Below are 13,623 nucleotides of genomic sequence, written 5' to 3' on the forward strand. Positions count from 1 at the left end.
CTCGTGATCGCCAACTGGTCACGCTGAACACTCTGCCATGAGTCACAGGCCGAGTGCGTTCACCACAGCGCGCGAGGTCTCGTCGAGCGGCCGCACCACGGGACGACCGGCCGACTCCCGCCCGGTCCACCATGCCGCACACAGGCCGCGAAGCAGACCGAGCGCCTGCGGCTGCTCGGATGTCGGCTCGGAACCCGAGGCTCGCACCGTCAACTCGCCGCCGACGATCTCGATGCGCCAGTCCTGTTGCGGCACGATCCGCAACGACTCCGCGTCCTCGAGAACGGAGTCGAGGTCGGCTGCCAGGTACTCCGGACGTCTGGCGGCCTCAGCCGCCAGCAGAGCAGCCGGGTCGGTGACGCCGGACAGCACCAGCAGCGCGTCCATGCCGCCCTCGACGGCACCCTCGATGTCGGTGTCCAGGCGGTCGCCGACCACCAGTGGGCGGGTGGAGCCCGCGGTGCGCGCCGCCTCCTCGAACAGCGGCGCCTTCGGCTTGCCCGCCACCTCCGGTGCCTGCCCGGTGGCGGCCCGCAGCGCGGCGACCATCGACCCGTTGCCGGGCAGCTGGCCACGCTCGGTGGGAACCGTGGGATCGAGATTGCACGCCACCCACCAGGCACCGGAGCGGATGGCCTGGCAGGCGGCGGCCAGATCAGGCCAGGCCGTGGCGACCGAGTGTCCCTGCACCACCGCGGCGAACCGCTCCGGTGACGCGGCCTCGGCGGCGGGCACGGGCCGCAGCCCCACCGACGCGACCTCGGCACGCAAGGCAGCGGAGCCGACCACGAGAACCTCGGTGCCAGGGTCAAGCCGACCGGCCAGCACCGCCGCGCCTGCCTGCGCACTGGTGCTCACCTCCGGAACGTCGGCGGCGAAGCCGATCGCCCGCAGGTGGTCCGCCACCTCTCCGGGGGTCCGAGAGGCGTTGTTGGTGACGAAGCGGAGCGTGAGACCCGCCGCGCGGGCCCGCACCAACGTGGCCTGGGCATCGGCCACCGGCTCCCCGCCCCGGAAGACCGTGCCGTCCAGGTCGAGCAGCAGGGCGTCGTATCGGTCCAGCAGTCGCCGCCCCACCTCGACGCCCCCTCGCGCGGCGGAGAACCCGCCCATGCCGTCCTCCTCGATCAACGATCCCCGGCGGTGCCGGGCTGATCGGTCGTGCCGGTCGTCTCCTCCGCGGCAGGCGTGGCGGTCTCGTCGGCCGCCCGCTCCTCGGGGTCCGACGCCTGCTGCGGATCCGGCAGTTCCTCGGGGTCTGCCGCCTCAGCGGGGTCGGACACCTCTTCCGGAGTGTCGGTGTCCGCCGCTTCGGCAGACTTCGCCGCCGCGCCTGCCCCGGACGCGGGCGTCTCCGCGTTCGTCTCGTCGTTTCCGGCCGCCGAGTCGCGCCCCGCCTGCGCAGTGGACGTGCTGTCCGAGGAGGCGGGGTCCGGCTCCTCGCCCGAGGAATCAGGGACCGATGACTCAGAGCCCGAGGACTCACGGTCGACCTCCGCCGTGGCGGAGTCCGCATCGGCGGCCGAGTCGGGCCGCGCAGGCCCCGCCTGCCTCTGCGGCGTCATCGCGGCCTGCTCCACGGGCGTCGCGGGCTCGGGCGGGTCCTCCAGGACCGGCCGCTTGCGGGCCGTGTCGGCCGCCTCCCGGCGGTCATCGCCGTCGACGGCCTCGGGCCGCGACTCGGCAGGCTCCTCCACCGGTGCGTAGCGCCGCGGAGGGGTCCGGCCCGCCAACTCGTCGGCAAGGTCGCTGGCACGCTCGGAGGCGTCCGTCTCATCCTCGTCATCGGCCTCCGCCGCGTTGAGGAACCAGCGCACGGCCTCGTCCCCACGTCCGGCGGCCGCGAGATTGTCCGCGTAGGCGTAGAACAGTCGGGCGCTCCACGGCTGACGGCGCTTGGGGTCCAGGTCCGGGCCCTGCAAGGCCACCACGGCGGCCTCCAGCTCGCCGAGATCCCGTCGGGCGCCGGCCGCGACGATCCGCAGTTCGATCACCTCGGCGGCGGGCAGCTGGGACGCCTCCGGCGACCGCAGCAGTTCCAGAGCACGCTCCGGCCTGCCCAACGCACGCTCACAGTCGGCCATCACCGCGATCATGCCGGGACCGCCGCTCATCCGACGCGCCGCGCGCAGCTCCGTCAGTGCCTCCGCCCACTGTTCCGCGTGATACGCGGTCACCCCGGCCGCCTCCCGGACCAGGCCGATCCGGCCTGCCTTGGAACGGGCGAACCTGGCGTGTGCCAGCGCGGCCATGGGGTCCTCGTCCACGAGCCTGCCCGCCGCGACCAGATGCCTGCCGACCAGCTCCGCCAGGGTCCCCGACAACGAGCCCAGTGCACGACGAGCGGCGGGATCGAGGTCGGTCATCTCGACGTCCTCGGGCAGCTCCGGCTCCCGGACGGACTCGGTTCGGTCGTCACGACGCCGACCCGGAGGCCTGCGGTCATCCCGCCCGCCGAAACGATCGCGGCCGGCAGGCCGCCCGTCACGGTCACGGTCACGGAAAGGACGGTCGGGCCGGCCTGTCCCACCACGCCGGTCGTCATCGCGGGGCGGCCTACGGTCATAGGACCGCTCCGGACGATCCGAACGACCGGCCGAACCACCACGCCGGTCGTCATCGCGGGGCGGCCTACGGTCATAGGACCGCTCCGGACGATCCGAACGACCGGCCGAACCACCACGCCGGTCATCGTCGCGGGGCGGCCTACGGTCGAACGACCGCTCCGGACGATCCGTCGAGGAGTCCCGTCGATCGCCGTCACGGGTGGGCCGTCGGTCCCCGAAACCACCGCGGCCGCCAGGCCGCCGGTCATCGTCCCGGCCCCGGAACGCACCACGATCTTCGGATCGGCCTCGGTCGGAGGAGCCTACGGGACGCCGGTCATCGGTCCGCCTGGCACCGCCGCCGTCTCGCCGCTCCCACTCACGACGCGGAGCCGAATCACCCGAACGCGAATCCCGATATCCACCGGAACCCGCCCGCCGGTCGGTGGAACCACGGCCGTCGGTGAAGTCGCTGCGCCGGGGCCCGTCGTAACGAGACGACGGCCGTCCCCCGCCGGAGTCGTCTCGACGCGGGCGATCCGAGCGCGGTCCACCGCCGCCGCCAGCCGTGGTGTCCCGACGCTCCGTCCGGTCGAACCGGCGAGGCGCTCCGCCGCCGTCCCGACGGGGACCACGGTCGCCGTCGAGACCACGGTCCCGGTTGCCCCCGGACTCCGGTCGATCCGAGCCACGCGACCAGCCGCCGCCCTGATTCCGGCGATCAGCGCTGCCCCGCGGTGCTCCCGCGCGTCCGCGATCGTCGCGACGCTCGGCGGGCCTGCCGCGATCGAAGGATCCCTGCTGCCTCGGACGGTCGTCCGAGCCTGCCCGGCCACGAGAGTCACCCGTGCCGCCGCGCCGCTCGTCCGGGCGACCACGTCGATCGTCGCCCTGCGAACCCGACCGACCCTGATAGCCGGAACGGGGCCGATCACCACGCGGCGGGCCGTAGCCACCCTGCCTGCTTTGATCACGGTCCCGGCCCGCAGGGCCGTCACGCCGAGGCGCGGGGCGACCGCCCCGGTCACCCTCCCGGCGCTCGCCCCGTGGCGCATCCGACCGGCGAGGACGCTCAGCGCCGTTGAAGGGACGCTGTCCCCGTCCGTCACCGCCCCGATTACGGTCGTCTCGGCCGCCGTCGCGATCCCGACCTCGGTCCCGATCGCGCGCGTTGTCTCTCGACCCGGAGAACCTGCCGTCTCGCTGCGCCCGATCGCCACCGCTAGGGCCACGACCTGACCCCGAGTGGCTGGGTGAGCGGTGGCTGTTACCGCCGGACCGCTCTTCTGAACCGGACACGAGACCTCCTGCTGACACAAAACGACTGGTCTGGGTGGGACGGTAGCAACTGTTCCGGAAGTGTCGAGCCCAGCCACAACACGACTGCCGCACCAGAACATAAAAAATGGGTGGAGGGAAAACCGGGAGCACCACACACAAGGGTGCTACAACCAGTCTCCCCTCCACCCATCGGTTGAGGTAAAGGTCGGCGGCGTCCTACTCTCCCACACCCCCACGGGTGCAGTACCATCGGCGCTGGAGGGCTTAGCTTCCGGGTTCGGAATGGGACCGGGCGTTTCCCCACCGCTATGACCACCGACACACCTGCGAAGAAACACCATCCCCACCCACCAACACACCCGAACCCACCCCCCCAAAAAAAGGGGGGGTGGCCCAGACCTGTTCCGGACAGGAACAATTGTTCCTTCAGAACCACACAGTGGACGCGTAGCACCTTCATAGCAAGTCCTCGGCCTATTAGTACCCGTCAACTCCACCTGTTACCAGGCTTCCATCTCGGGCCTATCAACCCAGTGGTCTGCTGGGGGCCTTAACCCACAAAGGGGTGGGACACCTCATCTAGGAACAGGCTTCCCGCTTAGATGCTTTCAGCGGTTATCCCTCCCGAACGTAGCCAACCAGCCATGCACCTGGCGGTACAACTGGCACACCAGAGGTTCGTCCATCCCGGTCCTCTCGTACTAGGGACAGCCTTCCGCAAGTATCCTACGCGCGCGGCGGATAGGGACCGAACTGTCTCACGACGTTCTAAACCCAGCTCGCGTGCCGCTTTAATGGGCGAACAGCCCAACCCTTGGGACCTACTCCAGCCCCAGGATGCGACGAGCCGACATCGAGGTGCCAAACCATGCCGTCGATATGGACTCTTGGGCAAGATCAGCCTGTTATCCCCGGGGTACCTTTTATCCGTTGAGCGACACCGCTTCCACCAGCCAGTGCCGGATCACTAGTCCCGACTTTCGTCCCTGCTCGACCCGTCAGTCTCACAGTCAAGCTCCCTTGTGCACTTACACTCAACACCTGATTGCCAACCAGGCTGAGGGAACCTTTGGGCGCCTCCGTTACCCTTTGGGAGGCAACCGCCCCAGTTAAACTACCCACCAGGCACTGTCCCTGAACCCGATCAGGGTCCGAGGTTAGACATCCAGTACGACCAGAGTGGTATTTCAACGACGACTCCGCAGCCACTGGCGTGACCACATCACAGTCTCCCACCTATCCTACACAAGCCGAACCGAACACCAATACCAAGCTATAGTAAAGGTCCCGGGGTCTTTCCGTCCTGCCGCGCGTAACGAGCATCTTTACTCGTAATGCAATTTCGCCGGGCCTGTGGTTGAGACAGCGGAGAAGTCGTTACGCCATTCGTGCAGGTCGGAACTTACCCGACAAGGAATTTCGCTACCTTAGGATGGTTATAGTTACCACCGCCGTTTACTGGCGCTTAAGTTCTCACCTTCGCCCCGAAGAGCTAAGCGGTCCCCTTAACGTTCCAGCACCGGGCAGGCGTCAGTCCGTATACATCGTCTTACGACTTCGCACGGACCTGTGTTTTTAATAAACAGTCGCTTCTCCCTGGTCTCTGCGGCCACACAACGCTAGCCCGAAAAGGGCTTCACGCCACACGGCCCCCCTTCTCCCGAAGTTACGGGGGCATTTTGCCGAGTTCCTTAACCACAGTTCACCCGATCGCCTCGGTATACTCTACCTGACCACCTGTGTCGGTTTGGGGTACGGGCCGCGAAGATACTCGCTAGAGGCTTTTCTCGGCAGCATGGGATCACTCTACTTCGCCTCATTCGGCTACGCATCACGTCTCACCCTTCACGCCCCAACGGATTTACCTATCAGAGCAGGCTACACGCTTACACCAGTACTACCACTCACTGGCGGAGCTACCCTCCTGCGTCACCCCATCACTTGACTACTACCAGCTCAGGTCCCGCGCAGACCACCACCACCCCCGAAAGGGCAACAATGATCCGGGCGGTTAGTATCACCAGCCTCGCCATGGGCGCATCCACACGGGTACGGGAATATCAACCCGTTGTCCATCGACTACGCCTGTCGGCCTCGCCTTAGGTCCCGACTTACCCTGGGCGGAATAACCTGGCCCAGGAACCCTTGGTCATACGGCGGCAGAGTTTCTCACTCTGCTTTCGCTACTCATGCCTGCATTCTCACTCGCACACCGTCCACGACTCGTTCACACGGCCGCTTCACCCGATGCACGACGCTCCCCTACCCATCCACACACCTAGACCTGACCCGAAAGCCAGGCCGAGCACACATGTGAATGACACAGCTTCGGCGGTACGCTTGAGCCCCGCTACATTATCGGCGCAGGACCACTTGACCAGTGAGCTATTACGCACTCTTTAAAGGATGGCTGCTTCTAAGCCAACCTCCTGGTTGTCTGGGCGACCCCACATCCTTTCCCACTTAGCGCACACTTAGGGGCCTTAGCTGGTGTTCTGGGCTGTTTCCCTCTCGACTACGAAGCTTATCCCCCGCAGTCTCACTGCCACGCTCTCACTCACCCGCATTCGGAGTTTGGCTGACGTCAGTAACCTTGTAGGGCCCATTAGCCATCCAGTGCTCTACCTCAGATGAGAAACACGTGACGCTGCACCTAAATGCATTTCGGGGAGAACCAGCTATCACGGAGTTTGACTGGCCTTTCACCCCTACCCACAGCTCATCCCCCAGGTTTTCAACCCTGGTGGGTTCGGGCCTCCACACGGTCTTACCCGCGCTTCACCCTGGCCATGGGTAGATCACTCCGCTTCGGGTCTAGGACATGCGACTCCAACGCCCTCTTAGGACTCGCTTTCGCTACGGCTACCCCACCCGGGTTAACCTCGCCACACATCACTAACTCGCAGGCTCATTCTTCAAAAGGCACGCCATCACCCCGAAAGGCTCTGACGGCTTGTAGGCACACGGGTTCAGGTACTATTTCACTCCCCTCCCGGGGTACTTTTCACCTTTCCCTCACGGTACTAGTCCGCTATCGGTCATCAGGAAGTATTTAGGCTTAGCGGGTGGTCCCGCCAGATTCACAGCAAATTCCACGAGCTCGCTGCTACTTGGGAACACGACCAGGAGACGCCAGGTTTTCGCGTACGGGAGTATCACCCTCTACGCCGGTGCTTTCCAGACACCTTCCGCTAACCACAACGTTTTCTCACTCCTTGCCAGCATGGCAGCACTGACCAGTCGGTCCCACGACCCCGCATACGCAACCCCTGCCAGGTATCACACGTACACGGTTTAGCCTCTTCCGCTTTCGCTCGCCACTACTCACGGAATCACGGTTGTTTTCTCTTCCTACGGGTACTGAGATGTTTCACTTCCCCGCGTTCCCTCCACACACCCTATATATTCAGGTGCGGGTGACACCCCATGACGGATGCCGGGTTTCCCCATTCGGACACCCTCGGATCATAGCTCGGTTGACAGCTCCCCGAGGATTATCGCAGTCTCCTACGTCCTTCATCGGCTCCTGATGCCTAGGCATCCACCGTATGCCCTTACTAACTTGCCACAAAGATGCTCGCGTCCACTGTGTAGTTCTCAAAGAACAACCAGACCACCCGCCACACGACCACCCACACCCCCACAGAGCGCAGTTTGACCGCCACAGACGACCCGACATTCCTTCGCAACTGAAGACAACACACCCGACAAGGCGTGTTCCCTCAGGACCCAACAGCGTGCCGACCCGAAACCACCCACCCCGACATCCCGCTTTCCACGACCACCACCGAAGCAGCAGACAGTACTCACCAGAACAACCAGAGCAGACAACCCCGAGATAACCAACAGTCCACATCCACTGAGCAGGCCGCCACCACCACACACGGGCAGTCAGACGACCCAACCCCACCCGACCACCCACACCCAGAAACACTGGACATCAGCGGCCACGCGAGAGTCATGCTCCTTAGAAAGGAGGTGATCCAGCCGCACCTTCCGGTACGGCTACCTTGTTACGACTTCGTCCCAATCGCCAGTCCCACCTTCGACCACTCCCCCCCTCACGGGTTGGGCCATGGGCTTCGGGTGTTACCGACTTTCGTGACGTGACGGGCGGTGTGTACAAGGCCCGGGAACGTATTCACCGCAGCGTTGCTGATCTGCGATTACTAGCGACTCCGACTTCACGGGGTCGAGTTGCAGACCCCGATCCGAACTGAGACCGGCTTTCTGGGATTCGCTCCACCTCACGGCTTAGCAGCCCTTTGTACCGGCCATTGTAGCATGTGTGAAGCCCTGGACATAAGGGGCATGATGACTTGACGTCGTCCCCACCTTCCTCCGAGTTGACCCCGGCAGTCTCCCATGAGTCCCCACCATCACGTGCTGGCAACATGGAATAAGGGTTGCGCTCGTTGCGGGACTTAACCCAACATCTCACGACACGAGCTGACGACAGCCATGCACCACCTGTACACCGACCTTGCGGAAACCCCATCTCTGAGGCTGTCCGGTGCATGTCAAACCCAGGTAAGGTTCTTCGCGTTGCATCGAATTAATCCACATGCTCCGCCGCTTGTGCGGGCCCCCGTCAATTCCTTTGAGTTTTAGCCTTGCGGCCGTACTCCCCAGGCGGGGCGCTTAATGCGTTAGCTACGGCACGGAGGACGTGGAAATCCCCCACACCTAGCGCCCACCGTTTACGGCGTGGACTACCAGGGTATCTAATCCTGTTCGCTCCCCACGCTTTCGCTCCTCAGCGTCAGTATCGGCCCAGAGACCCGCCTTCGCCACCGGTGTTCCTCCTGATATCTGCGCATTTCACCGCTACACCAGGAATTCCAGTCTCCCCTGCCGAACTCAAGTCTGCCCGTATCGACTGCACGCCCGGGGTTAAGCCCCAGGTTTTCACAGCCGACGCGACAAACCGCCTACGAGCTCTTTACGCCCAATAATTCCGGACAACGCTCGCACCCTACGTATTACCGCGGCTGCTGGCACGTAGTTAGCCGGTGCTTCTTCTGCGCCTACCGTCACTTTCGCTTCTTCGGCGCTGAAAGAGGTTTACAACCCGAAGGCAGTCATCCCTCACGCGGCGTCGCTGCGTCAGGCTTTCGCCCATTGCGCAATATTCCCCACTGCTGCCTCCCGTAGGAGTCTGGGCCGTGTCTCAGTCCCAGTGTGGCCGGTCGCCCTCTCAGGCCGGCTACCCGTCGTCGCCTTGGTAGGCCATCACCCCACCAACAAGCTGATAGGCCGCGGGCCCATCCCACACCGCCGGAACTTTCCACACACCACCATGCGATGGCATGTCCTATCCGGTATTAGCCCCGGTTTCCCGAGGTTATCCCAAAGTGCAGGGCAGGTTACCCACGTGTTACTCACCCGTTCGCCGCTCGTGTACCCCGAAGGGCCTTACCGCTCGACTTGCATGTGTTAAGCACGCCGCCAGCGTTCGTCCTGAGCCAGGATCAAACTCTCCATCAATGAATGATGAGAACCAGACCATGACTGATCTTACATCTCAAAGGAATCCTCACACGGAGGATTATCATACAACCAAACAAGCTCTGCTGGCTATTATCTCGACACACTGTTGAGTTCTCAAAGAACACGCGCACCACCACCCACACCACCCGAAAGCAGCTTCAGCGGCCCACGCCGTCATCTTCATACATTATCAAAACCATGCGAGCCACACCCGAGACCACCCTGCCGGGCAATCCCACTCAGTGTTTCTCTCGGCTCGTTGTGGTGAAACCTTAGCAAGTCGATTTTCAGTCTGTCAAATCGGGAGAACCACCGAAGCGGACACCCGATTCAGCAACCGACGACCAACACCCTCAAGGCACCGACCACCAACCGAACCGTATTCATATTTCAATATCCCATACCGGCTCGAGAAACCTCTCGACGATGGGACAGAACCCATGCCTCGACGAATCTCTCGTTGTCTGACTCGAAAGTCTGACACCGTGCTCGGCGTTGTGCTGGTGAAACCTAGCAGCACCATGCGAGGCCGTCGCACCGGGGTCCGAGAACCCTGCCAGCGAGCGGCACCGCGATACTACCCGTCTATTGTCAAAGCTTTTCCCGTTGAACACAGCAGGAACGAAGACTCACCCGAGGGCTGAGATCGTACCCGACTGGCTTTCCGGAGGCCACCCACTCTACCACCATGCGGCGGGAGCTTGGTTCGCGGCCCGGTCGCGCGACATCTCCCGAGGGCCTGCGGCCTCCGTGTCACCGTCGCGCTGACCTGATGAAAGTTACGCCCCGGCGACCACGAAGTCAAATCCGGGGGCACGGACGTGATCCGGCGGGAACACACAGGTCAGGAGACTCCCGCCGGACCGGTCCACTCAGGACGACACTCGAATCCCCGCCATGTGACGCTTGCCACGGCGAATCACCAGCCAGCCGCCCGGAAGCACATCCTCGCTGGTAGGACGCCACTGCTCGTCGGTGATCCTGCCGTTGTTCACGTAAGCCCCGCCCTCGGCGACCGTGCGCCTGGCGGCGCCACGGCTGGCCGCCACCCCTGAGGCCACCAGGAGCTCGACGATCGTCACCTCCTCGGTCAGGGCGAGTTCCGTGCCGGGAACCTCGGCCATCGCCGACGACAGCGTGGCCTCGTCCAGCTCCCGCAGCTCTCCCCTGCCGAACAGCGCCGAACTGGCCGCCGTGACCCGCCGGGTCTCCTCGGCGCCGTGCACCAGGGTCGTCATCTCGTCGGCGAGCCGCCGCTGGGCCAGTCGCAGAGCCGGTTTCTCGGCGGTCGCCTGCTCCAGCTCCTCGATCTCCTCCCTCGATAGGAAGGTGAACAGACGGAGGTAGCGACCGACCTCGGAGTCGGCCGTGTTCAGGAAGTACTGGAACCAGGCGTACGGCGACGTCATCGTCGGGTCGAGCCAGACGCTGCCGCCCCCGGTGGACTTGCCGAACTTGCGCCCCTCGGCGTCGGTGACCAGAGGCACCGTCATGGCGTGCGCGGCCTGAGCCGTGACCCGGCGGATCAGATCGACGCCCCCGACGATGTTGCCCCACTGATCCGAGCCGCCGATCTGCAAGGTGCATCCGTACCGACGGAACAGTTCGAGGAAGTCGTTGGACTGGAGCAGCAGGTAGCTGAACTCGGTGTAGGAGATGCCGTCCGTCTCCAGCCGCCGCTTCACCGTCTCCCTGGACAGCAGGGTGTTGACCGGGAAGTGCTTCCCGACGTCACGCAGGAACTCCAGGACCGTCATCTCGCCGGTCCAGTGCAGATTGTTCTCGGTCAACGCCCCCGTGGTCGCATCGTCGAAATCGACGAAACGCTCCAGCTGGCCTCGGAGGCGCACCACCCAGTCCGAGACCGTGTCCACGCTGTTCAGCGTTCGCTCCCCCACGTCGCGTGGGTCGCCGATCATGCCGGTGGCTCCACCCGCCAGCAGGATCGGCCGATGCCCGGCGAGCTGGAAACGGCGCAGCGTGAGGAGCGGGACCAGATGCCCTGCGTGCAGGCTCGGCCCGGTCGGGTCGAAACCTGAATAGAGCGTGACGGGCCCGTCGTCGAGGGCCCGCCGCAGAGCGGCCGAGTCGGTGGACTGCGCGATCAGACCGCGCCAGGACAACTCGTCGATGATGTGCTCGCTCACGTCCGCATTCTGCCTCATCAGGACGGGCGGGCCAGGCTCACCCTTGCCGCTCGAGGGCCGGGGTCCGTCGCCGACCTCCCCGCCGGTAGCTGCTCACCGCGCTCGACCCGTCCACCCAGAAACGCCACGGTGTCCCGATCGCCGAGGCGACGCCGACGCGAGGCCCGTTGCGTACCGAGGCGGCGGGGACCGCGGTCCCCCATCGCAGCCGCACGGGTGAGTCCGGGTCCGTCAGGTCGATGCCGTCATGGGCCCGGTGCAGGCCCAGCGTGGACGTCAGCCTGGCCGGTCCCCTCGCCAGTTCGGCGTCGCTGCGGGCGGTGGCGCGACGCGCACGAGCCGTCTCGACGCCGCTGATCACCTCCGCACCACGAAGCAGCACGGCACCCGCGACCCCGTCCGTGAGGCAGACGACGTTGGCGCAGAAATGCATGCCGTAGACGAAGTAGACGTAGAGGTGCCCGGCCGGGCCGAACATGACCTCGTTCCGTGCGGTCCGCCCCCGATAGCAGTGGGACGCCGGGTCGTCGGCGCCCCGGTAGGCCTCGACCTCCACCAGTCGCACGGCGACCGGCTCCGCGTCGCCATCCGCCACGGACAACCGCGACTCGACCACGCAGCCCAGCAGTCGCCGCGCGGCCACCACCGGATCGATCGCCATCTCGTCCCTGGTCACCAGGGCACCGGACGTCTCAGGGCCGACGGTCACGGGATCACCGGTATCGCCGCCCAGGCCCGATGGTCGGCCACCACGGCGGTGAGTCGGGAGAACTGCTCGGCCACGCGCCGCGGCGCCGTTCCGCCGTGCGCGTCCCGCGAGGCGATCGAACCCGCCACATCCAGCACCTCGCGCACCTTCGGCGTCAGCGCGGGCGAGATCTCGCCGAGCTCCGCGTCGGTGAGATCGGCCAGGCCTACCCCCCGTGCCTCAGCAGCCCGGACACACGCGCCCGCGGCCTCGTGGGCGACCCGGAACGGCACGCCTGCCCGCACCAGCCACTCGGCGACATCGGTGGCGAGAGTGAATCCGGCGGGGGCCAGCTCGGCCATCCGCGCCACGTCGAAGCGCAGGGTGCCCAGCATTCCGGCCACCGAGGGCAGCAGCAGCTCCAGCTGGGCGACGGAGTCGAAGAGCGGCTCCTTGTCCTCCTGGAGGTCCCGGTTGTACGCCAACGGCTGCGCCTTGAGCGTGGCGAGCAGCCCGGTCAGGTTGCCGATGAGCCTGCCGGACTTCCCCCTGGCCAGCTCCGCCACATCGGGGTTCTTCTTCTGCGGCATGATCGAGCTTCCGGTGGACCACGCGTCGTCCAGGACCGCGTAGCCGAACTCCGCCGTCGTCCAGACGATGACCTCCTCCGCGATACGGGAGAGGTCGACGCCGAGCATCGCGAGCACGAAGGCCGCCTCCGCGGCGAAATCCCGTGACGCGGTGCCGTCGATGGAGTTCTCCACCGGGGCGTCGAAGCCCAGCTCCTCGGCGACCGCGGCCGGATCGAGGCCGAGCGAGGAGCCCGCGAGCGCACCGGAGCCGTACGGGGACACCGCGGTACGCAGATCCCAGTCCCGCAGCCGGGCGACGTCACGAACCAACGCCTGTCCGTGGGCGAGCAGATGATGGGCCAGCAGCACGGGCTGGGCATGCTGGAGGTGGGTCCGCCCCGGCATCACGGCCCCCGGATGGGCCGCGGCCTGATCGAGCAGCGCCGCCACGACGTCGAGCGCGCCCGTGGCCACGCGGCGTGCGCCGTCCCGCAGCCACATGCGGAACAGCGTCGCCACCTGGTCGTTGCGAGACCGCCCCGCCCGGAGCCTGCCCCCGAGCTCCGGCCCCACCCGTTCCACCAGGCCGCGCTCCAGAGCGGTGTGCACGTCTTCGTCGGCCCTGGTCGGGGTGAAGTCGCCGTTGGCGACGTCGGCGGCCAGTCGATCCAGGCCCTCGTGCATGCGCGTCAGCTCGTCCGTGCTGAGCAGGCCCGCTCGGTGCAGCACCCGTGCGTGCGCCCGGGAGCCCGCCAGGTCGTAGGGCGCGAGCACCCAGTCGAAATGGGTGGAGTCGCTCAGTGCCGCCATCGCCGCCGCCGGGCCGGAGCTGAATCGGCCGCCCCAGAGGCGAGTTGTCGAGCCGCTGGAGTCACTCACAGTGCATTCCTCGTCTTCTC

Annotated in this window: 5 protein-coding genes and 3 rRNA genes; all 8 read right to left on the reverse strand. The window is 65.7% G+C overall.

Annotation, left to right across the window (positions count from 1 at the left end):
- Positions 1-42: 42 nt before the first annotated feature.
- Positions 43-1,113: an HAD-IIA family hydrolase gene (locus AHOG_RS19145; RefSeq protein ID WP_093944611.1), complete on the reverse strand. Its 1,071-nt coding sequence runs from the start codon at positions 1,111-1,113 to the stop codon at positions 43-45.
- 14 nt (positions 1,114-1,127) lie between these two features.
- A complete protein-coding gene (locus AHOG_RS30075; RefSeq protein WP_245856324.1) occupies positions 1,128-2,366 on the reverse strand; it encodes a tetratricopeptide repeat protein in 1,239 nt (412 codons plus the stop codon).
- A 1,664-nt stretch (positions 2,367-4,030) separates the two neighbouring features.
- Positions 4,031-4,147, reverse strand: a 5S ribosomal RNA gene (gene rrf / locus AHOG_RS19155).
- Positions 4,148-4,284: 137 nt separating this feature from the next.
- Positions 4,285-7,395 (reverse strand): 23S ribosomal RNA (locus tag AHOG_RS19160).
- Positions 7,396-7,798: 403 nt separating this feature from the next.
- Positions 7,799-9,314: ribosomal RNA gene (locus AHOG_RS19165) — 16S ribosomal RNA — on the reverse strand.
- Together the 16S, 23S and 5S rRNA genes form the textbook arrangement of a ribosomal RNA operon.
- Before the next feature lie 875 nt (positions 9,315-10,189).
- On the reverse strand, positions 10,190-11,464 hold the full coding sequence (gene tyrS / locus AHOG_RS19170) for a tyrosine--tRNA ligase (protein WP_093944612.1): 1,275 nt from the start codon (positions 11,462-11,464) through the stop codon (positions 10,190-10,192).
- A gap of 37 nt (positions 11,465-11,501) precedes the next feature.
- Positions 11,502-12,173 carry a DNA-3-methyladenine glycosylase gene (locus AHOG_RS19175; RefSeq protein ID WP_281258037.1) on the reverse strand — a complete coding sequence of 224 codons (672 nt, stop codon included), beginning with the start codon at positions 12,171-12,173 and terminating at the stop codon, positions 11,502-11,504.
- On the reverse strand, positions 12,170-13,603 hold the full coding sequence (gene argH, locus AHOG_RS19180; RefSeq protein WP_281258038.1) for an argininosuccinate lyase: 1,434 nt from the start codon (positions 13,601-13,603) through the stop codon (positions 12,170-12,172). The genes AHOG_RS19175 and argH overlap by 4 nt, the downstream gene beginning before the upstream one ends.
- Positions 13,604-13,623: the final 20 nt, after the last annotated feature.

It is taken from the genome of Actinoalloteichus hoggarensis (assembly GCF_002234535.1).
Lineage (GTDB): Bacteria > Actinomycetota > Actinomycetes > Mycobacteriales > Pseudonocardiaceae > Actinoalloteichus_A > Actinoalloteichus_A hoggarensis.

Bases quoted from the DNA above. Each gene is read 5' to 3' on its own strand.
- AHOG_RS19145 (WP_093944611.1), bottom strand. From the start codon at position 1,113: ATGGGCGGGTTCTCCGCCGCGCGAGGGGGCGTCGAGGTGGGGCGGCGA.
- AHOG_RS30075 (WP_245856324.1), bottom strand. From the start codon at position 2,366: ATGACCGACCTCGATCCCGCCGCTCGTCGTGCACTGGGCTCGTTGTCG.